The 23,282-nt window shown below is 69.5% G+C and carries 28 protein-coding genes; 17 read left to right on the forward strand and 11 right to left on the reverse strand.

The features are described from left to right. Position 1: 1 nt before the first annotated feature. The 4 genes from ACLNEE_RS01015 to rsmA form a co-directional block, all read right to left on the reverse strand. On the reverse strand, positions 2-985 hold the full coding sequence (locus ACLNEE_RS01015; RefSeq protein WP_411422940.1) for a pyruvate dehydrogenase complex E1 component subunit beta: 984 nt from the start codon (positions 983-985) through the stop codon (positions 2-4). A 160-nt stretch (positions 986-1,145) separates the two neighbouring features. Next, positions 1,146-1,541, reverse strand: coding sequence for a DUF3082 domain-containing protein (locus ACLNEE_RS01020; RefSeq protein WP_411422939.1), 396 nt, complete (start codon positions 1,539-1,541; stop codon positions 1,146-1,148). After that, positions 1,538-2,473 carry a 4-(cytidine 5'-diphospho)-2-C-methyl-D-erythritol kinase gene (ispE, locus tag ACLNEE_RS01025; protein WP_411422938.1) on the reverse strand — a complete coding sequence of 312 codons (936 nt, stop codon included), beginning with the start codon at positions 2,471-2,473 and terminating at the stop codon, positions 1,538-1,540. Before ispE ends, ACLNEE_RS01020 begins: the two co-directional genes overlap by 4 nt. Then, a complete protein-coding gene (rsmA, locus tag ACLNEE_RS01030; protein ID WP_412006679.1) occupies positions 2,466-3,380 on the reverse strand; it encodes a 16S rRNA (adenine(1518)-N(6)/adenine(1519)-N(6))-dimethyltransferase RsmA in 915 nt (304 codons plus the stop codon). The genes ispE and rsmA overlap by 8 nt, the downstream gene beginning before the upstream one ends. An 82-nt stretch (positions 3,381-3,462) precedes the next feature. Between rsmA and ACLNEE_RS01035 the strand changes: the two genes are divergently transcribed. Next, positions 3,463-3,801, forward strand: a complete 339-nt coding sequence (locus ACLNEE_RS01035) for a hypothetical protein (RefSeq protein ID WP_412006680.1) — start codon at positions 3,463-3,465, stop codon at positions 3,799-3,801. Between the two features lie 17 nt (positions 3,802-3,818). Here the strand turns inward: ACLNEE_RS01035 and ACLNEE_RS01040 are convergent, their stop codons facing one another. Next, on the reverse strand, positions 3,819-4,217 hold the full coding sequence (locus ACLNEE_RS01040; protein ID WP_411422935.1) for a YraN family protein: 399 nt from the start codon (positions 4,215-4,217) through the stop codon (positions 3,819-3,821). Between the two features lie 80 nt (positions 4,218-4,297). Here ACLNEE_RS01040 and ACLNEE_RS01045 point away from each other — a divergent pair, with 80 nt between their 5' ends. The 8 genes from ACLNEE_RS01045 (at position 4,298) to ACLNEE_RS01080 (ending at position 9,610) form a co-directional block, all read left to right on the forward strand. Next, positions 4,298-4,882 (forward strand): pentapeptide repeat-containing protein, encoded by a 585-nt coding sequence (locus tag ACLNEE_RS01045; RefSeq protein WP_412006681.1) that lies wholly within the window; start codon positions 4,298-4,300, stop codon positions 4,880-4,882. 33 nt (positions 4,883-4,915) lie between these two features. Then, on the forward strand, positions 4,916-5,383 hold the full coding sequence (locus ACLNEE_RS01050) for a hypothetical protein (protein ID WP_411422933.1): 468 nt from the start codon (positions 4,916-4,918) through the stop codon (positions 5,381-5,383). 2 nt (positions 5,384-5,385) lie between these two features. Further along, positions 5,386-5,778 carry a hypothetical protein gene (locus ACLNEE_RS01055; protein WP_411422932.1) on the forward strand — a complete coding sequence of 131 codons (393 nt, stop codon included), beginning with the start codon at positions 5,386-5,388 and terminating at the stop codon, positions 5,776-5,778. Between the two features lie 36 nt (positions 5,779-5,814). Next, the gene (gene gap, locus ACLNEE_RS01060; protein WP_411422931.1) at positions 5,815-6,816 is read left to right on the forward strand and encodes a type I glyceraldehyde-3-phosphate dehydrogenase; all 1,002 of its coding nucleotides are present in this window, start codon (positions 5,815-5,817) and stop codon (positions 6,814-6,816) included. A gap of 108 nt (positions 6,817-6,924) precedes the next feature. Continuing rightward, positions 6,925-7,230: a DUF805 domain-containing protein gene (locus ACLNEE_RS01065; protein WP_411422930.1), complete on the forward strand. Its 306-nt coding sequence runs from the start codon at positions 6,925-6,927 to the stop codon at positions 7,228-7,230. A 100-nt stretch (positions 7,231-7,330) separates the two neighbouring features. Beyond that, positions 7,331-7,684, forward strand: a complete 354-nt coding sequence (locus ACLNEE_RS01070; protein WP_412006682.1) for a hypothetical protein — start codon at positions 7,331-7,333, stop codon at positions 7,682-7,684. A 234-nt stretch (positions 7,685-7,918) separates the two neighbouring features. Continuing rightward, complete coding sequence (locus ACLNEE_RS01075) at positions 7,919-8,311, forward strand: LexA family protein (protein WP_412006683.1); 393 nt, start codon at positions 7,919-7,921, stop codon at positions 8,309-8,311. A 6-nt stretch (positions 8,312-8,317) separates the two neighbouring features. After that, positions 8,318-9,610, forward strand: a complete 1,293-nt coding sequence (locus ACLNEE_RS01080; protein WP_411422927.1) for a Y-family DNA polymerase — start codon at positions 8,318-8,320, stop codon at positions 9,608-9,610. Between the two features lie 87 nt (positions 9,611-9,697). Here ACLNEE_RS01080 and ACLNEE_RS01085 read toward each other — a convergent pair whose 3' ends face one another. Continuing rightward, positions 9,698-9,949, reverse strand: coding sequence for a hypothetical protein (locus ACLNEE_RS01085; protein ID WP_412006684.1), 252 nt, complete (start codon positions 9,947-9,949; stop codon positions 9,698-9,700). 704 nt (positions 9,950-10,653) lie between these two features. Between ACLNEE_RS01085 and ACLNEE_RS01090 the strand changes: the two genes are divergently transcribed. The 4 genes from ACLNEE_RS01090 (at position 10,654) to ACLNEE_RS01105 (ending at position 12,873) form a co-directional block, all read left to right on the forward strand. After that, on the forward strand, positions 10,654-11,001 hold the full coding sequence (locus ACLNEE_RS01090) for a sll1863 family stress response protein (protein ID WP_411422925.1): 348 nt from the start codon (positions 10,654-10,656) through the stop codon (positions 10,999-11,001). Between the two features lie 146 nt (positions 11,002-11,147). Next, positions 11,148-12,032, forward strand: coding sequence for a hypothetical protein (locus tag ACLNEE_RS01095; RefSeq protein WP_412006685.1), 885 nt, complete (start codon positions 11,148-11,150; stop codon positions 12,030-12,032). Next, complete coding sequence (locus tag ACLNEE_RS01100) at positions 11,984-12,268, forward strand: CDGSH iron-sulfur domain-containing protein (protein ID WP_411422923.1); 285 nt, start codon at positions 11,984-11,986, stop codon at positions 12,266-12,268. Before ACLNEE_RS01095 ends, ACLNEE_RS01100 begins: the two co-directional genes overlap by 49 nt. A gap of 95 nt (positions 12,269-12,363) precedes the next feature. After that, entirely contained in the window at positions 12,364-12,873 is a 510-nt protein-coding gene (locus ACLNEE_RS01105) for a DUF1993 domain-containing protein (protein WP_411422922.1), read from the forward strand. Between the two features lie 6 nt (positions 12,874-12,879). On the opposite strand, the gene dnaG is transcribed toward ACLNEE_RS01105, so the two are convergent. After that, positions 12,880-15,003 carry a DNA primase gene (gene dnaG, locus ACLNEE_RS01110; protein WP_412006686.1) on the reverse strand — a complete coding sequence of 708 codons (2,124 nt, stop codon included), beginning with the start codon at positions 15,001-15,003 and terminating at the stop codon, positions 12,880-12,882. A gap of 79 nt (positions 15,004-15,082) precedes the next feature. Between dnaG and ACLNEE_RS01115 the strand changes: the two genes are divergently transcribed. Continuing rightward, complete coding sequence (locus tag ACLNEE_RS01115) at positions 15,083-15,970, forward strand: DMT family transporter (RefSeq protein ID WP_411422920.1); 888 nt, start codon at positions 15,083-15,085, stop codon at positions 15,968-15,970. On the opposite strand, the gene ACLNEE_RS01120 is transcribed toward ACLNEE_RS01115, so the two are convergent. Continuing rightward, positions 15,921-16,382: a hypothetical protein gene (locus ACLNEE_RS01120; RefSeq protein WP_411422919.1), complete on the reverse strand. Its 462-nt coding sequence runs from the start codon at positions 16,380-16,382 to the stop codon at positions 15,921-15,923. The genes ACLNEE_RS01115 and ACLNEE_RS01120 overlap by 50 nt on opposite strands. A 21-nt stretch (positions 16,383-16,403) precedes the next feature. On the opposite strand from ACLNEE_RS01120, the gene ruvA reads away from it, so the two are divergent. The 3 genes from ruvA to ACLNEE_RS01135 all read left to right on the forward strand — a co-directional run bounded on the left by ruvA (position 16,404) and on the right by ACLNEE_RS01135 (position 17,902). Further along, complete coding sequence (gene ruvA / locus ACLNEE_RS01125) at positions 16,404-17,051, forward strand: Holliday junction branch migration protein RuvA (protein WP_411422918.1); 648 nt, start codon at positions 16,404-16,406, stop codon at positions 17,049-17,051. A 144-nt stretch (positions 17,052-17,195) separates the two neighbouring features. Next, the gene (gene rpsO / locus ACLNEE_RS01130; protein ID WP_411422917.1) at positions 17,196-17,465 is read left to right on the forward strand and encodes a 30S ribosomal protein S15; all 270 of its coding nucleotides are present in this window, start codon (positions 17,196-17,198) and stop codon (positions 17,463-17,465) included. An 8-nt stretch (positions 17,466-17,473) separates the two neighbouring features. Continuing rightward, a complete protein-coding gene (locus tag ACLNEE_RS01135) occupies positions 17,474-17,902 on the forward strand; it encodes a photosystem II biosynthesis protein (protein WP_411422916.1) in 429 nt (142 codons plus the stop codon). 18 nt (positions 17,903-17,920) lie between these two features. Here the strand turns inward: ACLNEE_RS01135 and ACLNEE_RS01140 are convergent, their stop codons facing one another. The 3 genes from ACLNEE_RS01140 to ACLNEE_RS01150 all read right to left on the reverse strand — a co-directional run bounded on the left by ACLNEE_RS01140 (position 17,921) and on the right by ACLNEE_RS01150 (position 23,262). Then, entirely contained in the window at positions 17,921-21,463 is a 3,543-nt protein-coding gene (locus ACLNEE_RS01140) for a DNA polymerase III subunit alpha (protein WP_411422915.1), read from the reverse strand. 68 nt (positions 21,464-21,531) lie between these two features. Beyond that, entirely contained in the window at positions 21,532-22,992 is a 1,461-nt protein-coding gene (gatA, locus tag ACLNEE_RS01145; RefSeq protein ID WP_411422914.1) for an Asp-tRNA(Asn)/Glu-tRNA(Gln) amidotransferase subunit GatA, read from the reverse strand. Positions 22,993-23,022: 30 nt separating this feature from the next. Continuing rightward, positions 23,023-23,262, reverse strand: coding sequence for a DUF1816 domain-containing protein (locus ACLNEE_RS01150; RefSeq protein WP_412006687.1), 240 nt, complete (start codon positions 23,260-23,262; stop codon positions 23,023-23,025). Positions 23,263-23,282: the final 20 nt, after the last annotated feature.

The following is a 23,282-nucleotide window of genomic DNA, read 5'->3' on the forward strand; positions in this document are numbered from 1 at the left end:
CTCAGAGCAACCCGGCCTTGAGTTGCCGCGCCGCTTCAACGATCTGGTGCGGCTGGATGATCGTGAGGTTCTCCAGAGCGCCGTTGTAAGGGGTGGGGATGTCCTGGGAGGAGAGGCGCACCGGACGGGCGTCCAGATCGTCGAAGCACTGCTCGGTGATCAGCGCGACCAGTTCGGCCCCGATGCCACCGGTCTTCATGCACTCCTCCACGACGATCACGCGGTGGGTCTTGCGGATCGAGCGGGCAATGGTCGCCATGTCGAAGGGCTTGAGGCTGATCAGGTCGATCAGTTCGACGTCGACACCCTCGGCCTCCAACTGCTGCACGGCCTTGAGGCAGTGATGACGCATGCGGGAGTAGGTGAGGACGGTGACGTCACGGCCCTCCCGCACCACCTCGGCCTGATCGAGGGCGCAGATGTAGTCCCCCTCCGGGATGTCCTCGGAGAGGTTGTAGAGCAGCACATGCTCGAAGAAGAGCACCGGGTTGTTGTCCCGGATGGCCGCCTTCATCAGCCCCTTGGCATTGGTGGGGGTGCTCACCGCCACGATCTTGATGCCCGGAACGGCATGGAAGTAGGCCTCCAGCCGCTGGCTGTGTTCGGCGCCCAGCTGCCGGCCGACGCCACCGGGGCCGCGCACCACGGCCGGGATGGTGTAGTTGCCGCCGCTGGTGTAGCGCAGCATCCCCATGTTGTTGGAGATCTGGTTGAACGCCAGCAGCAGAAAGCCCATGTTCATGCCCTCCACGATCGGCCGGAGACCGGTCATGGCGGCGCCCACCGCCATCCCGGTGAAGCTGTTTTCGGCAATCGGTGTGTCGAGCACGCGCAGCTCGCCGTACTTCTCGTAGAGATCCTTGGTGACCTTGTAGGAGCCGCCGTACTGCCCCACGTCCTCCCCCATCACGCAGACGTGGGGATCACGGGCCATCTCCTCGTCGATGGCTTCGCGGAGAGCGTTGAACAGCAGCGTTTCGGCCACGCGTTGGCTTGCACCGGGTGGGCGCCAACCTATCTCAGGCGGCGACGGGGGCAGATCAGCCGCCGGCCGCAAAGGTGCTGAGGATCAGCACCGAGAGCAGCATCCCGGGCAGGAGCAGGGTGACGAGCAGGCCCAGATCGTGGGGAGTCATGGCCGGAGGCTAGGGGGTTTCCTCGGCACCGGCCCGCTCCGGTGAGGATCCGGGCAAGAGGCTGCGCACGAACACCAGGGTCAGCCCCAGGGCGATGAACCCGAAACTGAAGGTGGCCAGGAACACCATGCCCACGAGCAGGGTCTTCACCGCCGTGGCGATGCTCTGGGCGACGGCGGAGCTGTAGTGGGGCGGGTGCGCGCCGTAGTACAGCACGGTGCGCTGGCTCAGACCCAGGCAGAGCCAGCCGAGCAGTCCTGCCGTCAGGGCGCCCGAGAGGTAGCTCAAGGGGCCCTTGCGGGGAGGCTCCGAGGCCGTGGCGCGGGCCTGGGTCCCACGCGCCTCATCAGCAGCGGGGTCTGAGGCGGTGCCGCCCATGGCGGAGCTGGGGCGTGGGTCGTTCACGGCTCCAGGCTGACACCCCGGGGGCGGAAGGCACAGGCCCAGCTCTCGAATCCCGCGGCCGTGCAGGCGGCGGCCAGCGCGGCCTGGGCCGCCTGGGCGCAGTCGAGGTCGGGGAACACGGCAAACAGACTCGGTCCGGATCCGCTCATCGCCACCGCCAGGGGCCGATCGCTGCGGCGCAGCAGCTCCAGCCCCTCGCGCACGCTCGCGACCTCCGGCTCCACCACCTCCTGGAGGTCGTTGCGGACGGGGGGCATCGCAGCGGTCCCCGCCAGGCCGGCCAGGAGCGGCGATCGGCGCAGGGCCTCCCGGCGCTGGGCGAAGGCGTGCGGATCGCGGAGGTAGGCATGGCCGCGCAGCTCCCGGCAGCGGCCATAGGCCCAGGGCGTGCTGACGCTGCTGGCCGGGTGTTTCAGCAGCAGCACCGCCAGGGGGTCGCCCTCCGCTGGGGGAACCTTCTCCAGCACCTCTCCCCGACCGAAGCAGAGCTGGGTGCCTCCGTCCAGACAGAAGGGCATGTCCGAGCCCAGCTCGGCGGCCATGGCCAGCAGTTCGGGGTGGCTGAACCGCAGCCCCCAGAGCGCCTGGAGACCCACCAGGGCAGCCGCCCCATCACTCGATCCCCCCGCCAGGCCGGCGCCCACCGGAATCCGTTTCTCGAGCCGGATGTGGGCCCCCAGCTCCGGCAGACCACTGCGCTCACGCAGCATCGTGGCGGCCCGCACGATCAGGTTGCTGCCATCCACCGGCAGATCCGGGCGATCGCACCGCAGGCTGATGGTTCCATCCGCGCTGGGGGCGAGGTGAAGGGCATCGACCAGCTCGATCGACTGCATGACCATGGCCAGCTCGTGGAAGCCATCCGCCCGCAGGCCGAGCACCTCGAGGTGGAGGTTGATCTTGGCGGGAGCGCACACCGTCAGTTCAGCCATCACGCCGCCCCTCAGCACGCCGCCCCTCAGCACGCCGGTCCACCATCGGGTCCACCCTCCGCTGGCCCGCATCATCGGAGCTCGGCTTCGGGGAGCTCTCGCTGGCGCGCTGCAGGCCGGCCGCCAGCTCGAGCCAGGCCCGGGGGGCGATCTCCTGGGGACGCTGCTCCAGGGAGATGCCGATGCCGCTGGCGATGTGCTGGAGCTCCGCAGCGCCCACCAGGCCGCCGAGGCTGTTGCGCAGCATCTTGCGACGGGCCGCGAAGCAGCGCCGCAGCAGCTGTTCGGCAGCGCGGGCCAGCCCGAGCTCCGGCCGGAGCTCCGGCGGGAAGGGTTCGATCAGGATCACCTCCGACTGCACCCGCGGCGGCGGCTGAAAGCAGCGCGGCGGCACGGCACAGACCGGGCGGCAGTCGCCCAGCAGCTGCATCCGCACACTCAGGGCCGAGTAGGCGCTGCTGCCCGGGCTGCAACGGATCCGCTCGCCGACCTCCTGCTGCACCAGCAGCACCAGACGCCGGTACGGCTCTGCCACCGGCCGGTCCAACCGCCCCACCAGCCGTTCCAGCAGCGGGCCGGTGATGTTGTAGGGGATGTTCGCCACGACCTTGTCGGCGGCGGGCAGCGGCACCGACAGGGCATCGCCCTGCAGCAGCGCAAAGCGGGCATCCGCGTCGAAGCGCTGGTGCAGCCCCTGGACCAGGTCGCGGTCCAGCTCCACCGCCCCCACCGCGGCGACGGGCGTCTGCAGCAACCGCTCGGTGAGGGCCCCCCGCCCCGGACCGATCTCCAGCACCCGCTCCCCCTGGCGCAGATCAGCCGCCGCCACGATCCGATCCAGCACCGCGGCATCGGTCAACCAGTGCTGGCCGAAGCGCTTGCGGGTGCGGTGGGCGGCGAAACTCATGGAGGCCGGCGGATCCGATCCAGATTGCCTGCCGGGGTGGCTTTCCGGAGCTAGAGCGGAGATCAGAGTCTCCGCTGAACCGATGCGCCGCTCCCTCGGCCGGCCGGCCTCCCCGTCGTCCAGCCGTCCCTGGGTGCTGGTGCTAGCCGGCGCCGCTCTGCTGCTGCCAGCCCCGGCCGTGCTGGCCGGGAGCATCACGTCGTCCTCGGTCTGGAACCGTGAGAACGCCCTGCAGCGGGCCCGCGAGCAGATGCCTGCGGGGGCCACGGTCACCCGCGAGCGCTGCGAGGAGATCGGGGTGGGCTTCGACAACTTCCGCTACCGCTGCACCGTCTGGTTCACCACCGCCCCGGATCCAGCCCCAGCCCCAGCCCCGGATCTGGCCCCGGATCCGGCACCCAGTCCTGCCCCAGCTCCCTGAGGCCCCGCAGCCCTGGGTCAGGGCCAGGCGCGGATCCATCGCACCGGCCGTCGCGACGGTGGCAGGGGCACCAGCGCGAACACCAGCTCTGCCGTGGCGTTCGCCCAGCCGGGGTGCTCCACCAGCCAGCAGCTCCAGGCCCGTTCCAGACGCAGCCGCTTGGCCCTGCCCAGCGCAGCCCGGCCCCAGCCATCGGGGCCGGGCCGGCCCCGACCCTTCACTTCCACCAGCAGCAGTCGCTCTCCCTTGGCGACGACCAGGTCCAGTTCGCCCCAGCGGCAGCGCCACTGGCGGGAGAGCAGCACCCAGCCCCGGGTGCGCAGCAGCCGCAGGGCCCGCTGTTCGGCCCAGTCGCCCAGCAGCGCCGTGCGCCCCCGGCTGGCCATCGGCTGAAGCTCCATCCACGGCTTCAGCATGGCCACAGCATCCGCCTGGCCAATGCTCTCCAGCGGCCCCCGGGTCGGCCAGGATGGTCAGGGCCCCCGGTTCCGCCAGCATGGCTTCTGCGATGACCCTCCCCCAGCCGCCTGAACCGATCCAGCCCGCGCCGCGCCGCAGCCGGTGGCGCGGGCTGTGGCGCGGGCGGCTGGGCAGCGCTCCGCTGGTCGCTGTGGTGCTGCTCCTCGGCGCCCTGTTGCTGCCCCTCGGCCTGTGGTTCCCATCGCCGGCCCTGGCGGCCATGGATGTGGCCAAGCAGGTGCTGATCGGGGCGGACTACCACGGCGAGGACCTCAGGGGCGCCACGTTCAACCTCAGCAACCTCCGGGACGCGAATCTCGCGGGCGCCGACCTGCAGGGGGCCAGCCTGTTCGGCGCCAAGCTCCAGGACGCGGACCTGAGCAACACCAACCTGCGTGAAGCCACGCTCGATTCGGCCATCTTCAACGGCACCGACCTCACCAACGCCGTGCTGGAGGACGCCTTCGCCTTCAACACCAAGTTCACGGACGTGACCATCGACGGTGCTGATTTCACCAACGTGCCGCTGCGCGGCGATGCCCTCAAGGCGCTCTGCGCGGTGGCCAGCGGCACCAACCCCGTGACGGGCCGCCAGACCCGCCAGACCCTCGGCTGCAGCTGACGGCACCCTCACGACGATCCCCGCGCCATCGCCATGAGCTTCGACCCCCGCAGCCTTGAGCGGCTCCGCCAGCTCGGACGCACCCTGCCCCAGCCCCTGCCGCAGCCCCTGGCGGCGCCCCCACCCCAGCCGGCGCCCCAACCATCCGGCCAGGGGCGTCACAAGGTGGAGACGGAGACCGATCCGGAGGCCCTGTTCCGCGAACTGATGCAGGCCAGTGCCGACGGCACCGTGCCCCCCCACCTGCTGGACCGGCTGCGTCAGCTCGAGGCTGGCCGCCGGCTCAGGCAGGCCGATGCCGGGGCTGGAGAGGGGGCCATGGCGCCAGGCTCTGGTTCTGCTGCCCAGCCACGGCCTGCCCAGCCGCGGCCTGCCCAGCCACGGCCTGCCCGCCAGCGGGACCCGGCAGGGCAGGGCCGCCCGGATCCGCGGCTGGCCCGTGAGCACGGCGACCTCTATACCGCATTCCAGCAGTTGCTTCTGGAGGACGAGGAGCCCTGAGCGTGCATCCTCCAGCGGCGTGGAGCTCTCCGCCAGGGGCGTCTGCCCGGTTCACCGCGCTGGTCGGCCTGCTGCTGCTGGCCGCCGGCCCCTGCGCCCCCGCGGCCCGGAGTCAGGCCGAGCCCCCCAAGCCGCCCCTGGGCAGGAAGGAAGCCTTCATGCTCATGTTCGGCAAGGGGAACGGGGCGATGCGCACCCTCTGCGCCCTCGAGCGCGACGGAGTGATCAGCCAGGCCCAGCGCCGCCACTACAGCGAGGCGCTGCTTCCCGTGCTCACCGAGGCGGCGGACGGAGCCAGCGCCCGCCGGGACGTGCGCATCGGCATGGCCTTTGCCGATGGGCGTTCCAGCCTCTGTCCCGAGGGGATCTTCAGCTCTGGGGAGGGCGCTCCGTAGGCTGAGACCCACACCGTTTTCCCTTCGCTGCGCACCATGACCATCCGCATCGGCATCAACGGTTTCGGCCGTATCGGTCGCCTCGCCTTCCGCCGCGCCGTGAGCCTCGGCGATGTGGAGGTGGTGGGCATCAATGATCTGATCGCTGTGGAGTATCTGGCCTACATGCTCCGCTACGACTCCACCCACGGCCGCTTTCAGGGGGATATCGCCGTGGAGAACGGTCAGCTGGTGGTGAACGGCAAGACGATCCGCATCACCGCGGAGCGCGATCCCAACAACCTCCGCTGGGGTGAGATCGGTGCGGACTACGTGCTGGAGAGCACCGGCTTCTTCCTCACCGATGAGTCGGCCCGGGCCCACATCAACGCCGGCGCCCGGCGGGTGGTGATGAGCGCCCCCTCCAAGGACGCCACGCCGATCTTCGTGATGGGCGTGAACCACAGCAGCTACGCCGGGCAGGACATCGTCTCCAACGCCAGCTGCACGACGAACTGCCTGGCCCCGATGGCCAAGGTGCTGCACGACAACTTCGGCATCGCCAGTGGTCTGATGACCACCGTGCACGCCACGACGGCCACCCAGAAGACCGTGGACGGCCCCTCGGTGAAGGACTGGCGCGGTGGCCGCGGTGCCGGTCAGAACATCATTCCCAGTTCCACCGGTGCCGCCAAGGCGGTGGGTCGGGTGATTCCCGAGCTCAACGGCAAGCTCACCGGCATGGCCTTCCGCGTGCCCACACCCGATGTGTCGGTGGTGGACCTCACCGTGAACCTGGCCACCCCCGCCAGCTACGACCAGGTGAAGGCCGCCATGAAGGCCGCCGCCGAGGGCGAGCTGGCCGGCATCCTCGGCTATACCGAAGACGACGTGGTCTCCAACGATTTCGTCGGCGAGAGCTGCACCTCGGTGTTTGATGCCGGTGCCGGGATCGCCCTCACCGACACGTTCATGAAGCTGGTGGCCTGGTACGACAACGAGTGGGGCTACAGCTGCAAGTGCATCGATCTGATGCGGCACATGGCGAGCGTCGGCTGAAGCCTCCGGCCCGCCGCCCCTACCCCAGCGTGGAGCACAACGCTTCACGACAATCGCCGGCAGACACGGGCGACGACGTCTAAACAGCGTCGTCGCCCTTCCCCTCCCATGCCCCTGATCGACGCCTACACATCCGCCTGGATCCGCTCCTTCGATTACGAGGGCCGCTCCAACCGTGGGGACTACTGGTGGTTTGTGCTGGCCAACCTGATCGTGGCCATCATCACGGCCCTGATCTCCCCGCGACTCAACACGATCTACACGGTGGCGACCCTGCTGCCGGGCATTCCCCTCTGCGTGCGCCGGCTCCGCGACATCGGCAAGCCCTGGCCCTGGATCTTCATCGGGCTCATTCCCATCCTCGGGGCGATCTGGCTGATCGTGCTGTTCTGCCAGCCGTCCGTGACCGGCTGATCCCCGCCCTGGAGGCGCTCTGCGGTTCTGCCGCCTCGGGCTGGGACGGCCCGGGCACTGGCAGGGGGAGGTCTCCCCACCCCCTGCCGTGGTCGCCGCCGTGATTTCCCTGCTCTCCCTGAGCCGTCCCGTTCAGCACCACTGGTGGCTGGCCGCGGGAGGCTCTCCCCACCAGCTCGCCGATCTGCTCGGCACTCCGCTCCGCCGTACCGGTGCCCCTGCCACCAGTCTGCGGGAACTCCTGCTGGTCTTCGCCCCCCTCCCGGCTCTGGAGGCCGCCACGGCCAACCCGGCCAGCCGCCAGGCCCGTTTTCGCTATCTGATCTGCTTCCACCGCGCTGGCCCGCGCCTCTCCTGCTGGCGCCGCAGGCCGGACGGCATCGGCTGGCAGCGCCGCTGCGGCCCCATGCCCCTGGCGGGTTTCGTCGCCCGCTTCCGTGCCGCCCCGGCCTGATCGGCTTCCTGCTCAGGGCGTGCGAGCGGGGTTGGAGCCGGCCGGGAGCCAACTGCGGCCAGGCAGCCAACACCGGGCAGGCAGGCTGGCACCCCCGCGCCTGGATTCGGGTTCCATGGCTGCCAGGCTCGTGCAGCATCCCCACCCGCCTGCACCGCCGATCCGCCCACGGCGCGACGCCCGGCACCCGGCCAGTACATCTGTACTACGCTGATGGGCCGTGGTGCTCCGGCCGTGGTCGACAGCTCCAGGGGGCATCCGGCGCCCCCGTACCCCCTCCAGCGCGGCGATCGGCCCGAGCCGACCGCGCCCCCGGCGCTCAACCTGCAACACCTGCTGGTGAGCCATCCCGAGGCCACCCTGCTGCTGCGGGTGAGTGGCGATTCGATGCGGGGGGCCGGGATCCAGCATGGCGATCTGCTGGTGGTGAACCGGCGGCTGGAACCACGGCCCGGCCAGGTGGTGGTGGCCCTGCTGAATGGCGGCTTCACCGTCAAGCGCCTGGCCGCCGCGGGGCCCCGGCGGTGGCTGGAGCCGGCCCATCCGGCCTATCCCCCCCTGCCGCTGTGCGGCCACGACGACGGTCGCATCTGGGGAGTGGCGACCCACGTGATCCACCGCTGCTGAGGCCCCATGCCCGCCACCCGCCAGCGGGCCATCGCCCTGATCGATGGCAACAACTTCTATGCCTCCTGCGAGGCGGTGCTGGAGCCGGCCCTGCTCGGGAGAGCGCTGGTCGTGCTCTCCAACAACGATGGCTGCATCGTGTCCCGCAGTGCCGAGGCCCGGCGGCTCGGGATCGCCATGGGCCAGCCCTACTTCCAGGTGAAGCGCGAGCTGGAACGGCTGGGGGTGGTGGTGCGCAGCTCCAACTACGCCCTCTACGCCGACATGAGCCAGCGGTTGATGACCATCCTGGAGCGCTGGGTGGAGGACCTGGAGATCTACTCGATCGACGAAGCCTTCGGCCTCGTGCCACGCCGGAACGGCGCCGATCTCACCGCGTGGGGCCAGCAGCTGCGCCGGGCGGTGCGGCGGGAACTGGGACTGCCCGTGGCGGTGGGCCTGGCCCCCACCAAGGTGCTGGCCAAGCTGGCCAACCGCCTCGCCAAGGCCGATCCCACCCAGGGGCAGGTGTTCGACCTGGGGGCCGTCGCCGACCCCACGCCCCACCTGGAGCAGGTGGCGATCGAGGACGTCTGGGGCATCGGTCGGCGGCTGTCGCGCTGGTGCCGGCTGCGGGGCATCGCCCATGCCCGCGCCCTGCGGGACATGCCGAGCGGCGAACTGCGCCAGAAGTGTGGGGTGGTGGGCCTGCGGCTGCAGCAGGAGCTGCGGGGCCACAGCTGCCTTCCGCTGATCCTCACGCCGCCGCCGAAGCAGGAGACCTGCGTCAGCCGCAGCTTCAGTGAGCCGGTGCGCAGCCTGGCGCAGCTGCGGGAAGCGATCGCCACCTACACGGCGCGGGCGGCGGAAAAACTGCGTCGCCAGCACCAGCGGGCCGGGGCTCTCAGTGTGTTCGTGCGCAGCAACCCGTTCAACGGCACCAGCTTCTACAGCAACAGCGCCACCGTGACCCTGGCGCTGCCCAGCAACGACACCGCCGTGCTGCTGGCGGCAGCCCTGCCGCTGGCCGAGCGGCTGTTCCACCCGCACCGTCCGCTGCAGAAGGCCGGCGTGCTGCTGCAGCACCTCCAGGGCGAAGAGATGCTGCAGCACCACCTGCTGCAGCCGCTGCCGCCGGAACAGCAGCAGCGGCGCGCTGCCCTGCTGGCCACGATCGATCGGCTCAACCAGCGCTACGGCCGTGGCACGGTGCAGTGGGCCGCCTGCGGGCTGCAGCCCGCCTGGGCGATGCGGCGGGAGCGGCTGTCGCGGGCCGCCACCACCCGGCTGGAGGCGATTCCCCGGGTGCTGGCCTGCTGAAGAGGGCGCAGCCGGGGCCTGCTCGGGGACGGGGCGAACGCCATGAAGGGACAGGGCGAACGCCGTGAAGGGGAAGGATGCCTGGCGTCAGGGGAGCTGGGCCATGGCCGAAGCGATCATGGCGGCCGTCACCGGAATGGTCTCGAGCTCATCGGCGTTGTCGAGGTAGGCCTCGAAGGAGGCGTAGCGGCGAATGCAGGGATCGGCGCCGGGATCGGCGCAGGCGTCATCCCAGCTGCCGTCCTCGGGCCTGACCAGGGCATAGGCCGTGAGCGCCTCATCCAGATCGCCACCATCGCCGATGGCCTCGCCATGCCAGAACACCTCGAAGAAACCCATGGCGACGGCGGGGCTGGGGTTGGCCCTCAGGCTACAGAGGGCGACGCGAGCAGGCCCGCGAGGGCGGCCTGCCCCGCACTCCAGGAAGGTCTGCGGCACCCGCTCCGATGCGCGGCGGATGGGAAACAATCGGGACGGCACGCGCAGGACGGCATGCGGGACAGCGGAGCGAAACAAGAGAAGCGAAAGAGATCGCCGAAATGCTGCTGAGGGCTTGGGATCTGCCCGATCTGCCCATGCCTGGATGGCAGCAGATGCGGCGTTTCGATGTTGACAATCCAGAACATCGTGGTACGTTGAAGACATCGGATGCAGATCGCGACAGCACGTCATGTAATTAGTCAGCGCTGACCCTTGAGCTTGAACAGTCCCGGGTGAGCGCCAGATTGCGTGCAGGTCTGAGTCTTCACAGATCCGATCGTCACGGATCTACGTTTTCACAGATCTGAGTCTTCACAGATCAGATTGTTGCCGGTCTGGTCTTGGCCGATCCGACCTTCAGGGTCCTGGCTCACACCAGCACGCAGGGATCCGGCTCAAGCCAGGCTCAAGCAAGGCCAGGGATCACGATCACGGCCAGCATCACGGTCAGGGATTCAGATGATCTGGTGCATCCAGATCTCGCCGCACCGGCGCCTTGTGAACAAGGCTGTGGCGCCGATCGAAGCCACGCATCCGTTGTCCAACCACAGGAGATGACCCCCATGATCACCAGCACGAAGCAGACCAAGAGCAGCCAGGGAGTGGACCAGAACCAGGTGAATGAGCACCTCAGGACGGCGATCCTGGAGAAGAAAACGGCCCAGGTGGAGGCGTGGTCCCAGCAGATCGAGACGCTGCAGGAGAGCCTGCAGCATGTGGCCTCCGATCTATGCCATGGCACCGAACAACGCCTGGAGGATCTCACCGAGGCACGGAACCGTGCACGGGATCAACTGCATCAGCTCCAGCAGGCCACGCAGGAGAGCTGGAGCTCCATGCTCCAGCAGAGCGATGAGGTGTTCCAGGATTTGGCGGAACGGTTCCATGCCTTCACCCAGAAGCAGGGCTGAGCGCTGATCGCCAGACCATGGCGCCGTGGCAAAGGGCTGAAGCCCCTTGCCACATCCACGGGGACGGGTTGATCCAGGCCCGCAGATTCAGCTCCAGGCCCTTGGCCCATCGCGTCCCGCTTTCGTCGAATTCAAAAATCTGCCTCATGACCAGCACAACAACGACCAGCACAACCCTCCAAACCCAGACCAGCCCCGCCACGTTCGGCCCTGCCGTTGTCGATTTCGCCACGGCCCTGGGTGACCCATCGGCTGGCCGCAGCGCCGCCGCGCTCACCGAGGCACTGCTGCCCCAGGTCAGCGAGGCGTTCTGGCTGCGCGTGTCCAGCAACGCCCTCCTCGAAACCACCGAGAACGAGGTGCTCAGCATGGTCCTCGAGCGCGCCCTCCCCCGTGGTGTCTCCATCGCCCTGGACGTGGACTGGTCGCCGGAGCGCTGGGGGCTCCCGGTCGGTGCGGCACCGACCGCCGAAGTCAAGCGTCGCCTGCGGCCCCTGGCCCAGGCGGCCCAGCTGATCCGCTGCGATGCCGATGAGGCGGAGGCCTTCTTCGCCAGCACGGATCCGGCGCTGATCCAGGAGCGGCTGGCACAACGCCCGGCGGTACTGGTGCAGGATCGGCGGGGCGGTCTGCTCTGGAGCGTCGGGGGACGGCGCGGATGGATGGAGCCGGCGCTCCTGGACGATCACGACGCCTTTCTGGCCAACCTGCTGGTGCGGCTGGGTTCCCAGCCGCAGTTGCTCGGCACGGCCGGAGCGGGAATCGAGGCCATCGCCGATCCGGATGCCCTCGCCGAACAGTTGCTCGCAGCGGCCGCAGCCGATTCCCCGCTGGCGCAGGGTCCTCCATCGGCAGCGTCAGCCAGGCAGGGGCACCCAGGCAGCGCCCGTGAGGGACTGTGCGATGAAAGCCGGCGCACATCCTTCGCACCAGAATCGATGCCAACCCACGTTCACCCAACCCCTTCCCAAGGAGGCTGCCCATGGACAAGCCGATCGTGGCCGCGAACGAGCCCATCGCCGTCGACCTGAAACAGGGGAAGACGTATCTGTATTGCAGCTGCGGACGCTCGAGCGCTCAGCCCTTCTGCGACGGCGCCCACAAGGGCACGGCGTTCAGCCCCCAGCCCTTCAAGGCTGAAGACGAGGGAGAAGCCTGGCTCTGCCGCTGCAAGCAGACGGGCCATCCCCCCTACTGCGATGGCAGCCATGCCCAGGTTCCGGATGATCAGGTCGGTCAGCCGTTCAGCCTGACGAATCCGGCCTGATCGCCGCAGCCCGCAAACCCCACCCAGCCGCTGCAGGAGGAGGCCCTCAGGAGGGTCTGGCCTAGTTTTCCGGATGCAGTCCCAAGCTCTCCGCGATGGCCGTCACGATGCATCAGGCCGCGTTGCCGCCACTGCAGCGCAGCCTGGGCCAGCTGATCCAGATCCTCCACAAGGGCCAGGCCCACGCCGACAGCCAGGGTTTCGATGCAGCCGTTCTGGTGGGGAGTCGGCTCTATCCCGACATGTTTCCGCTGGCGCGCCAGGTGCAGATCGCCACGGACATCGCGCGACGGGGCGTCGCGCGCCTGGCGGGAGGCGAGGCGCCCGCCATGGAGGACAACGAGACCACCCTCGCGGAGCTGATCCAGCGGGTGGAGCACTCGCTCGACTACCTGGCGACCATCACGCCGGACCAGCTGGAGGCGGCGGAGACGCGGGAGGTGACGGTGCCGATCGGCCGGGGGGAGACGATCACCATGCAGGGCTGGCCGTTCCTCTCGGCCTTCGTGCTGCCCAACGTGTACTTCCATGTGACCACGGCGTACGACATCCTGCGGCACAACGGGGTGCCGGTCGGCAAGCGCGACTTCCTGGGCGAGGTGTGAGGCGGTTCAGGCCGAGAGGGGCTGGGAGCTGGGCTCAACCCGGGAGCGGGGCTCAACACTGAGCTCGGCGTAACCGGCCCGGCGTCGCTCATCGAGTTGCTCGAGATAGCGGCGTTCGTTGTAGTAGAGCTCCTGGAAGTGCAGGGCGTCACTGTTGAGGTCGGCGAACAGGGCCTCGATGCGGCTCTCCATGTCGCTCACCGGAACCAGCCCTTCGGAGGCCTCGGCCTCGGGATGTTCGCCGGCCAGCAGCCGGGCGATGCAGCGCTCCAGGGTCTCCAGCCGCTGGCTGCCCCAGGCATCCAGCAGGTGGCGGCAACGCTTGAGGCTGCGCTGACGCTCGAGGGCCGCCAGGGCCCCGCGCAGCTGCAGCAGGGGCTGGGCCAGCTGCAGCAGCTGCAGTTCGCTGGGTTCGATCAGCGGGGTGAGCCGGGCCAGCAGGGCACTCTCCTCAACGACCAGCTGATCGCCGAGCAGGCGGGGCAGCTCGAGATCGGCCAGGTCATGGCCGGGATCGAGGCCGCGGTTGATGGCCTCGAGGCGCCCGACCCCCAGGTTGTCCTCCTCCAGGGCGCTGATCGCCGCCCACAGCCGCCGGTGGTGGGAGAGGGCGAAATCATCGAGCTCATGGCGGCGCAGCTCGGCCCGGATCGCGGCCCGGTGGGTGGGGGCATGGAGGTAGAGGCGCAGCACCTCGGCCTCGGCCAGCTCCCGCAGGCCCGCCTCACCGGGCTGTTCCCACTTCTGGGAGCGGCCATGCCAGCGCTGGCCCTTCACCTGCTGGCGCAGGTCGTCCTCGAGCTGGATCGCCAGGCGGGCCTGGCCGCCGCTGAGCCGCTCGGCCACCTGCTGGAGATAGTGGCTGCGCACCGCGCTCTGGGGGAGCTTGCCCAGCAGGCCCACCAGGGCCGTCACGGCCTGCTGGAACTGGTCCGAGCGGGAGAGATCCCGATCGCCCAGCACCTGCTCGATCTGCCAGTCGAGCCAGAGCGGCGCCTGGTCGAGCAGGGCCCGGTACTCGCCGGCACCGTGCTGGCGCAGGAATTCATCGGGATCCTTGCCGGCCGGCAGGTGCAGCACCCGCAGCTCCAGCTGGCCCTGCAGCGCCAGCTGCTCCACCTCGCCGATCGCCCGCTGGGCGGCGCGCACCCCGGCACCGTCGCTGTCGAAATTGAGGATCAGGCGCCGGCTCTCGCAGCAGCGGCAGAGCTGGGTGATCTGCTGGCTGCTCAGGGCGGTGCCCAGGGCCGCCACGGCGTTGGTGATGCCGGCGGCGTGGAGAGCGATCACGTCGAAATAGCCCTCCACCACCACCGCCCGGTCATCACGGCGGATCTCGTTGGCCGCCCGGTCCAGACCGAACAGGTGCTTTCCCTTCTCGAACACCTCCGTTTCCGGGGAGTTGAGGTACTTGGGCTCGGCCCCATCGAGGCTGCGCCCGCCGAAACCGATCACGCGCCCCTGGCGGTCCCGGATCGGCACCATCACCCGGCCGCGGAAGCGGTCGTAGTAGCCCCGGCTGCTGTCGCCGGGCTGGCCCTTGCGGGGCACCACCAGGCCGGCGGCTTCGAGCCACTCGGGGCCCAGCCCCTCCACCTGGTCCAGGTGCCGGAGCAGGCCGTCCCACTGGTCGGGGGCGTAGCCCAGTTCGAACGCCTCGATCGTGCCCTCGCTCAGGCCCCGCTGCTCCCGCAGGTAGCTGAGGGCCGCGGCACCGCCAGGCGCCCGCAGCTGGCTGCGGAACCAGCCGGCCGCCAGGCTGAGCACCCGGTGCAGCTGGTCGCGGCGCGACAGCTGCTTGCGCAGGCGCTCCTGCTGGGGCCCGTCGAGGGTCTCGACCGGCAGCTGGTACTTGCGCGCCAGCTCCAGCACCACATCGCCGAAGCTCTGGCGCTGCAGCTCCATCAGGAACTTGATGGCGTTGCCGCCCGCACCGCAGGAAAAGCAGTAATAGAACTGTTTGGCCGGTGACACCGTCATCGACGGTGACTTGTCGTCGTGGAAGGGGCAGATCCCCACGAACTCGCGCCCCTTCTTCTTGAGCACGACGTGCTCGCCCACCACATCCACGATGTCGGCGCGCTCCTTGACGGCCTCGATCGTGCGGGGATGGAGGCGCGGCAGGCTCAACAGCACGGCCAGGGCAGGGGACCCGATTCTGACGGCGGGACTGCCAACATGCCGGCAGCAACCCGGGGGCAACACCGCCATGGGCCGCCCGGTGCCGAGCCCCACCCTGCAGATGGTGGCCAGTGCCCTGGCCTTCAGTGCCATGGGCGTCTGCGTCAAGCAGGTGGGCGGGCGGATCCCCACCGCGGAGGTGGTGCTCGCCCGGGCCCTGGTGAGCGTGGTGCTGAGCTGGTGGCTGCTGCGCCGGGCCGGCATCGATCCCTGGGGCCAGCGGCGGGGCCTGCTGCTCTGGCGCGGCAGCATCGGCACCGTGGCACTGGCGTGCGTCTACGCGGCCCTGGCCACCCTGCCCCTGGCCTCCGCCACGGTGCTGCAGTACCTCTACCCCACCTTCACGGCCCTGCTGGCCTGGCTGGTGCTGGGTGAGCGCATCGGTGGCCGGGTTGTGGTCGCCATGGTGCTCGGCTGGGCCGGCGTGCTCCTGGTGGCCCAGCCGGCCCAGCTGTTCAGCGGCGGCACCCCCCTGGCGCCGCTGCCGGTGCTGGTCGCCGTGGCCGGCGCCCTCACCACGGCCATCGCCTACGTGAGCGTGCGCTCCCTGGGCCGGAGCGAACACCCGCTGGTGATCGTGTTCTATTTCCCCCTGGTGGCCGTGCCGTTGAGCCTCCCCTTCGTCCTGCTGGATCCGGTGGTCCCCACCCCCACCGAACTTCTCTGGCTGCTGGGGGTGGGCCTGTTCACCCAGCTGGGCCAGGTGAGCCTGACGCGGGGACTGACGGCGCTGCCGGCGGCCCGGGCCACCGCCCTCAGCTACGTCCAGGTGGTGTTCGCAGGGGTGTGGGGCTGGCTGCTGTTCCAGGAGCGGATCGAAACGGCCACCATCGGCGGGGCCGCCCTGGTGCTGCTGGCCACCCTGATCAGCCTGAGTTCGCGCCGTTCCGACCCGGAAGGGGCAGCGGATCGGTGAGCCAGAGCTGGGTGTCGGCGTCGAGGGCGCCGCTGGGCCTGGCCAGCCGCCAGCTCTCACCCCGCTCACCCCGCTCGAGGTAGAGCTCGAAGGGACTGTCGACCCGCACCGGATCCCCCGGCAGGCGCCAGTCGAAGGTCCCCCTCAACCGCAGCCCCCGGGCTTCGCCGATCCGCACCGGCTGCTGGTCGCTCACCCGCACCCGGCTCACCTCCGGCAGCCCCTGGGCCTCCAGCCCCAGGGCCTCGGCGATGGAGCCCTGGGTGAGCTGGATCTGCAGCCCCAGGGCCCGCAGCAGGACGGTGCGCGGTGGCTGGCCCACCCCGGAGCAGCCGCCGAGGGGCAACAGCAACAGCCAGGACAGGGCCAGCGCCAGGAGCGACTGGGCAAGGGTCCGCAGGGCGGGCAGCATGGAGCGCGTGACACTGCCCCCATGATCGGCTGGCTGCAAGGAGAACTCACCGATCCCTGGCAGCAGGAAAAGCGCTGCGGCCTGATGCTGGTCTGCGGCGGGGTGGGCTACGAGGTGCAGGTGAGCCAGCGGCAGTGGCGCGAGCTGCCGGCCGTGGGCTGCCGTCTCACGCTGCACATCCACCAGAGCATCCGCGAGGACGGCTGGACCCTCTACGGCTTTGCCCAGCGCCATGAACGCGACCTGTTCCGGCAACTCGTGGCGGTGAGCGGGGTCGGGCCCCAGATGGCCCTCGGCCTGCAGGGGGCGATGCACACCGAGGAGCTCGTGCAGGCCATCGTGCAGGCCGACCTGCGGCGGCTCTGCCAGGCCCCGGGGGTGGGCAAGCGCACTGCCGAACGCCTGGCCGTGGAGCTGCGGGGCAAGCTGCAGGAACGCTTTCTCGGCCAGCTCCCCACCGGCGGCGAGGACCCGGACCTGGCGCCCCTGCCGGCGCTGGACACGGACAGCCGCGAGGAGGTGCAGCTCACCCTCTCGGCGCTGGGGTACGAGGGCCTCGAGATCCACCGGGCCCTGCGGGCGGTGGCGGCCCAGGGGCTGGCCTCCACGGCCTGCTCCGAGGACTGGATCCGCGACTGCCTGCGCTGGCTGTCCCGCCCCGCGGCCTGAGGATCAGGGCCCTGCCGGGCGGTAAAGTATCGGTTTGCACCGCGTAGCCGGGGCAGGTCGGTCGGGTTCGGGCTCCTTGGCCCCGATTCGACGCCATGCCAGCGCGCTCAGGCTGCAGGCTCGGGCCCCGCCATTCCCATCTCCATGCCGCTCACCACCGACAAGAAGCAGGAACTCATCAACAGCCACCAGACCCACGGCACCGACACCGGGTCGGTGGAGGTTCAGGTGGCGATGCTGAGTGAGCGCATCAGCCAGCTCACCGGCCACCTGCAGCAGAACAAGCACGACTTTTCGTCCCGCCAGGGTCTGCTGAAGATGATCGGCCGGCGCAAGCGGCTGCTCGGCTATCTCAAGGGCATCAGCCAGCAGCGCTACAGCACCTTGATCGCCAAGCTCGGCATCCGCGGCTGAGCACACCGATGGCCGCCAAAGGCATGGGAAACGGGGTGCCCCGGAACGGTGCACGGTCGTCCAGGAGCAGCAACCGGCCGGCCGCCGGCAAGCCCGGGCCTGCCCGCCAGCAGGTGATCCCGGATGCTGTCGCCAACCGGATGGCACGTCGCGTGGCCATCGCCACCGGCATCCCGACCCTGATGGGCATGGGGGTGTTCGTGGCCAGCTACGTGCTGGTCAGCCGCCAGATCGTCGACATCCCTCCCGGCGCCACGCTGGTGGCCTCCGGGGGCTGCTTCCTGCTCGGGCTGGTCGGCCTGAGCTACGGCGTGCTCTCGGCCAGCTGGGAGGACCAGCCCGGCAGCCCGCTGGGCACCGAGCAGATCGGCCTCAACATCAGCCGCCTGCGCGCCTCGGTGCGGGCGATGCGCCAGGGCGGCGGCGACAGCACCTGAGCCCGCCCGGTGGGCCGCTCAGGCGGCCCGCATCGGCGAGCTGAGCCGCGCCCTGAATTCGGCCGCCGTCAGCGTGGCCAGCGCGGCGGAGGCATCGGCCACGCAGAACTGGGGGCCGAGACGCACGAAGCGCACGGCCTCCCGCTCCTGCACCAGGGCCACCACCGGCACCCTCAGCCCGGCCTCATCCTGGGGCGGACGGTGGCGCTGCAGGCACTCCCGCAGCCGGTGCTGGATGGCGATGTCGGCGGCCTGGTCGGCGGGCATCTCCACCATCAGCAGCTGCAGGTCGTCGATCGAGCGGCAGTCGTCCACGATCAGCTGCACCCGGTCGTCCCGCCGGTCCACCGACGCCCACACCAGCAGGCGGGCATCGACCATCAGGTGATCGGCCAGCCGGGCGTAGCTCTTGGGGAACACCACGGCTTCACAGCTGCCGGTGAGATCCTCCAGCTGCAGGATCGCCATGCGGTCGCCCTTGCGGGTGGTCACCTGGCGCAGCTCCGGCACCATCACCACCGCGCTCACCTTGGCCTTGTCGGCCATCTCCTCGAGGTTGCCCAGGGCCACCGGCGACAGCAGCTTCACCTGGCGGGCCAGCTGCTTGAGCGGGTGGTCGGAGAGGTAGAACCCCACCAGTTCCTTCTCCAGACGAAGCTTCTCCGTGGGGGGATAGTCGTTCACGGGGGCCGCCTTGGGGGCCGTGCTCAGATCGGTGACGCCGGGCTCCGGGGCGGCCGCCGGATCCGCGGCGGCGGAGCCCCCCAGCAGGTCGAAGAGGTTGCCCTGCCCGCTGGCCCGGTCCCGGGCGCGGGAACTGGCCCAGTCGAGGATGAGATCCAGATCCGCCATCAGCTGGGCCCGGTTGGCGCTGGGCTCCAGCGAGTCGAGGGCACCGGAGTGGATCAGGGCCTCGATCGCCCGGCGGTTGAGCTGCTGACCCGGAATGCGATCGCAGAGATCCGCCAGGGAGCGGAACGGACCATCGAGGCGGCGGGTTTCGATCAGCTGCCGGATGGCGCCGTCGCCGAGGTTGCGGACGGCGGAGAGTCCGAACAGGATGCGATCGCCCACAGGGGTGAAATCAATGCCGGAGGCGTTCACATCCGGCGGCATCACCTCGATGCCCATCGCGTTGCAATTGGCGATGTAGCGCTGCACCTTGTCCGAGGCGCCGGCATTCACCGTCAGCAGGGCCGCCATGTAGGCGACGGGATAGTGGGCCTTGAGATAGGCGGTCTGGAAGGTGACGGCGCCGTAGGCGGTGGAGTGGCTCTTGTTGAAGCAGTACTCGGCGAACAGCACCATCTGCTCGAACAGCCCTTCGGCGAGCTTCGGATCCACCCCCCGTTCGGTGGCCCCCTGCACGAAGAGGCTCTGATGCTTCTCCATCTCGCTCTTCTTCTTCTTGCCCATGGCACGCCGCAGCAGGTCGGCTTCGCCGAGGGAATAGCCGGCCAGATCCTGGGCGATCTTCATGATCTGCTCCTGGTAGACCATGATGCCGTAGGTCTCGGTGAGAATCGGCTTGAGCTTCTCGTGGGCGAAATCGATCAGCTCGCGCCCATGTTTCCGGTTGATGAACTTCGGGATCAGTCCGGCATCGAGGGGGCCGGGACGGTAGAGCGCCAGGATCGAGGAGATGTCCTCCAGCGAGGAGGGCTTGAGATCCCGCACGATCTGGCGCATGCCGCTCGATTCCAGCTGGAAGATCCCCTCGAGGTCACCCCGTGCCAGCAGGGCGTAGGTGGGGGCATCGTCGAGGGGCAGCTGATCGGGATCGATCTTGGTTCCGGTGCTCTGTTCGACCAGATCGAGCGTCTTGTCAATCATGGTGAGGTTCTTGAGGCCGAGGAAGTCCATCTTCAGCAGACCCATCGACTCCACGTCCTCCATGAAGTACTGGGTGATCACCTGACCGTCGTTGTTGCGCTGCAGCGGCACGACCTGATCGAGGGGATCGGCGGCGATCACGACGCCGGCGGCGTGCACGCCGAAGGTCTTGTTGGTGCCCTCGATGCGCATGGCCATGTCGACCCAGCGTTTGACGACCGGGTCCTTCTCGTACTTCTCACGAAACTCCGGTGCCGGTGATTCCGGCCCGATCATCTCCTTGAGCTTGGCGGGTTTGCCCCGCACCACGGGGATGAGCTTGGCCAGGCGATCCGCATCGCCGTAGGGGATGTCGAGCACGCGGGCGACATCCTTGAGCACCGCCTTCGATGTCATCCGGTTGAAGGTGATGATCTGGGCCACCTTGTCCTCGCCATAGCGCTGGGTGACGTACTCGATCACCTCACCGCGCCGTTCGATGCAGAAGTCGGTGTCGATGTCAGGCATCGACTTGCGCTCCGGGTTGAGGAAGCGTTCGAACAGCAGCCCATGCACCACCGGGTCGATGTTGGTGATGCCCAGGGCATAGGCCACCAGCGATCCAGCGGCCGAGCCCCGCCCCGGCCCCACCGGGATGCCGCTGTCCCGGGCGAAGCGGATGTAGTCCCACACCACCAGGAAGTAGGTGGGGAAGCCCATCTGCTCCATCACCGTGAGCTCGAAGGCCAGCCGTTCGCCATAGCGGGGTTCGAAGGCCGCATCCGCGGGGAGCTGCAGGCGCTCTCGCAGGCCCTGCTCGGACACTTCGGTGAGGTAGCTCACGGCCGTGTGCCCGTCCGGGATCGGGAAGCGGGGCATCTGGTAGCGGCCGAGGATGTCGTAGTCCTCCACCTTCTCGGCAACCCGGGCGGTGTTGCTGACGGCCCGACTGATCTGCTCGGGCTCGAGGTGATCGGCGAAGAGCGCCAGCATCTCCGCCTCGCTCTTGATGTATTCGGTGCCCGTGTACCGCAGCCGCTTCTCGTCGCTGATCAGCTTGCCGGTGAGCACGCAGAGCAGGGCATCGTGGGCCTCCACATCGCCGACGCTCAGGTAGTGGGCATCGTTGGTGGCGATCAGCTCGATGCCGAGCTCGTCGCCGATGCGGGCGATCCCGGTGTTGACGATGCGATCCTCGATGCCGCCGTGGTCCTGGATCTCGAGGTAGAAGTCCTCGCCGAACACCTCCTGGTACCAGCGGGCCACATCACGGGCCACCTCGGGACGGCCGCGCAGGATGGCCTGCGGAATCTCGCCACCGAGACAGGCGGTCGCCACGATCAGCCCCTCGCTGTGCTGCCGCAGCAGCTGCTTGTCGATGCAGGCACGGGCGAAGATGCCCCGCCCGCGCATGCCGCGCAGGTGGCTGAGGCTGGTGAGTTTGACGAGGTTGCGATAGCCGACCGCATTCTTGGCCAGCACCACCAGGTGGTAGCGCCGCTCCTTCTTCGGCGGGTTGGGATCATCCAACGAGCCGTTGATCACATACATCTCGTTGCCGATGATCGGCTTGATGCCGGCCTTCGTGCAGAGCTTGAGCAGCTCGATGGCGCCATACATGACGCCGTGGTCGGTCAGTGCCAGGGCCGGCATGCCGAGGGCGACGGCCCGCTCGACCATGGCCGGCAGCTGGCTGGCGCCGTCCAGCAGACTGTAGTCGCTGTGGTTGTGGAGGGGAACGAAAGCCACGAACGCCAGCGCCGATGGTGGCCAGGGTAGGACCCGCCCACCAGATCTGGTGTCAGACGGCTCTGCTGTCAGACAGCCAGGGCCGCCGCCGGCCGACGCTCCATCACCCGGGCGGCCTGTTCGTATTGGTGGGCCACCTGCAGCAGGCGCGCCTCCTCCAGCACGTTGGTGATGAACTGCACGCCGACCGGCAGACCGCGGGAGTCGAAACCGCAGGGCACGCTGATCGCGGGGAGGCCGGCCATGTTGGCGGGGATGGTGAGCAGGTCGGCCAGGTACATGGCCAGGGGGTCGTCGGCGTGGGCACCGAACGGAAAGGCCGTGGTGGGGGAGGTGGGGGTGAGCAGCACGTCGACGCTGCTGAAGGCGCGGTCGAAGTCGCGCCGGATCAGGGTGCGGACCTGCTGAGCCTTGCGGTAGTAGGCATCCACGTAGCCCGCCGAGAGGGCGTAGGTGCCGATCAGGATGCGGCGCTGCACCTCGTCGCCGAAGCCCTCGGCGCGGCTGCGCGCCGTCATCTCGGCGAGGCTGCCCTCGCCGGGGGCGCGATGGCCGTATTTCACCCCGTCGTAGCGGGCGAGGTTCGCGGAGGCCTCCGACGGCGCGATCACGTAATACGTGGCGATGCCGTCGTTGAAACGGGGGCAGCTCACCTCCACCAGTTCGCCGCCGAGCCGCTCCAGCTGGGCGGCAGCCTCGAGCACGGAGGCCTTCACCTCGGCGGCGAGGCCTTCGGCCTCGAGGCACTCCCGCACGATGCCGACCCGCAGGCCGGTGAGCGGTTGCTCCAGGGCGGCGCGGTAGTCGGGCACCGGCAGCCGCAGGCAGGTGGCGTCGCGGGGATCCTCGCCGGCGATGACCTGGAGAATCTCGGCCGCATCGGCGACGCTGCGGCTGAAGGGTCCGACCTGGTCGAGCGAACTGGCGAAGGCCACCAGGCCGTAGCGGCTCACCCGGCCGTAGGTCGGCTTGAGCCCCACCACCCCACAGAAGGAGGCGGGCTGGCGAATCGAGCCGCCGGTGTCGGAACCGAGCGCGGCGACGCACTCTCCTGCCGCAACGGCGGCGGCACTGCCTCCGGAGCTGCCACCGGGCACCCGCTCCGGGTCCCAGGGGTTGTGGCTCGGGCCGAAGGCGGAGGTCTCGGTGGAGCTGCCCATGGCGAACTCATCGAGATTGGTCTTGCCGATCAGCACCGCCCCGGCCTGCCAGAGCCGCTCGGTGACCGTGGACTCGTAGGGGGGAACGAAGTTCTCCAGCATGCGGCTGGAGCAGGTGGTGGAGATCCCCGCGGTGCAGAGGTTGTCCTTGATGGCCAGGGGGATGCCGGCCAGGGGGGGCAGGTCTGCGCCGGCGGCACGGGCGGCGTCAATGCGGTCGGCATCCGCCCGTGCCCGCTCGGCAGTGACCTCGAGGAAGGCCTTCACCGTGCCGTCGACCGCCTCGATGCGGGCGAGGTGATGGTCGGTGAGTTCCCGGGCGGAGACTTCGCCGCTGCTCAGTTGCTCACGCCACTCGGCGATGCCCATCCCCGCGTTCTCCAGATCGGGTGGACGCTATCAGCCAGGCTCGGTGAGCGGCTCGCCGCGGCGGGTGCGCAGGAGGGCCACGTCGATCGAGCCCGGGGCCTCGGCCCGCAGATCCTCCAAGAATCCCGGCAGATGGGCCTCGAGGCTGCGCCGCCGTGCGAAGGGCCCGAACCAGTAGGTCACATCAGGTGCCGTGGTCTGGATCCGGGCCCACCAGGCCAGGCCCATTCCGTTGACGATGCTGCGCATCGGCCACAGCAGGGGATTCATGCAGATGGGGCAATCAGGTG

This window comes from Aphanothece stagnina RSMan2012 (genome assembly GCF_046764815.1).
In the GTDB taxonomy this organism is placed as follows: domain Bacteria; phylum Cyanobacteriota; class Cyanobacteriia; order PCC-6307; family Cyanobiaceae; genus NIES-981.

Excerpts from the sequence above, each read along its gene's own strand:
- ispE (WP_411422938.1), bottom strand. The coding sequence starts at position 2,473 with ATGGCTGAACTGACGGTGTGCGCTCCCGCCAAGATCAACCTCCACCTC.
- rsmA (WP_412006679.1), bottom strand. The coding sequence starts at position 3,380 with ATGAGTTTCGCCGCCCACCGCACCCGCAAGCGCTTCGGCCAGCACTGG.
- ACLNEE_RS01035 (WP_412006680.1), top strand. The coding sequence starts at position 3,463 with ATGCGCCGCTCCCTCGGCCGGCCGGCCTCCCCGTCGTCCAGCCGTCCC.
- ACLNEE_RS01040 (WP_411422935.1), bottom strand. The coding sequence starts at position 4,217 with ATGCTGAAGCCGTGGATGGAGCTTCAGCCGATGGCCAGCCGGGGGCGC.
- ACLNEE_RS01045 (WP_412006681.1), top strand. The coding sequence starts at position 4,298 with ATGGCTTCTGCGATGACCCTCCCCCAGCCGCCTGAACCGATCCAGCCC.
- ACLNEE_RS01050 (WP_411422933.1), top strand. The coding sequence starts at position 4,916 with ATGAGCTTCGACCCCCGCAGCCTTGAGCGGCTCCGCCAGCTCGGACGC.
- gap (WP_411422931.1), top strand. The coding sequence starts at position 5,815 with ATGACCATCCGCATCGGCATCAACGGTTTCGGCCGTATCGGTCGCCTC.
- ACLNEE_RS01065 (WP_411422930.1), top strand. The coding sequence starts at position 6,925 with ATGCCCCTGATCGACGCCTACACATCCGCCTGGATCCGCTCCTTCGAT.
- ACLNEE_RS01080 (WP_411422927.1), top strand. The coding sequence starts at position 8,318 with ATGCCCGCCACCCGCCAGCGGGCCATCGCCCTGATCGATGGCAACAAC.
- ACLNEE_RS01085 (WP_412006684.1), bottom strand. The coding sequence starts at position 9,949 with ATGGGTTTCTTCGAGGTGTTCTGGCATGGCGAGGCCATCGGCGATGGT.
- ACLNEE_RS01090 (WP_411422925.1), top strand. The coding sequence starts at position 10,654 with ATGATCACCAGCACGAAGCAGACCAAGAGCAGCCAGGGAGTGGACCAG.
- ACLNEE_RS01095 (WP_412006685.1), top strand. The coding sequence starts at position 11,148 with ATGACCAGCACAACAACGACCAGCACAACCCTCCAAACCCAGACCAGC.
- ACLNEE_RS01100 (WP_411422923.1), top strand. The coding sequence starts at position 11,984 with ATGGACAAGCCGATCGTGGCCGCGAACGAGCCCATCGCCGTCGACCTG.
- ACLNEE_RS01105 (WP_411422922.1), top strand. The coding sequence starts at position 12,364 with ATGGCCGTCACGATGCATCAGGCCGCGTTGCCGCCACTGCAGCGCAGC.
- ACLNEE_RS01115 (WP_411422920.1), top strand. The coding sequence starts at position 15,083 with ATGGGCCGCCCGGTGCCGAGCCCCACCCTGCAGATGGTGGCCAGTGCC.
- ACLNEE_RS01120 (WP_411422919.1), bottom strand. The coding sequence starts at position 16,382 with ATGCTGCCCGCCCTGCGGACCCTTGCCCAGTCGCTCCTGGCGCTGGCC.
- ruvA (WP_411422918.1), top strand. The coding sequence starts at position 16,404 with ATGATCGGCTGGCTGCAAGGAGAACTCACCGATCCCTGGCAGCAGGAA.
- rpsO (WP_411422917.1), top strand. The coding sequence starts at position 17,196 with ATGCCGCTCACCACCGACAAGAAGCAGGAACTCATCAACAGCCACCAG.
- ACLNEE_RS01135 (WP_411422916.1), top strand. The coding sequence starts at position 17,474 with ATGGCCGCCAAAGGCATGGGAAACGGGGTGCCCCGGAACGGTGCACGG.
- gatA (WP_411422914.1), bottom strand. The coding sequence starts at position 22,992 with ATGGGCATCGCCGAGTGGCGTGAGCAACTGAGCAGCGGCGAAGTCTCC.
- ACLNEE_RS01150 (WP_412006687.1), bottom strand. The coding sequence starts at position 23,262 with ATGAATCCCCTGCTGTGGCCGATGCGCAGCATCGTCAACGGAATGGGC.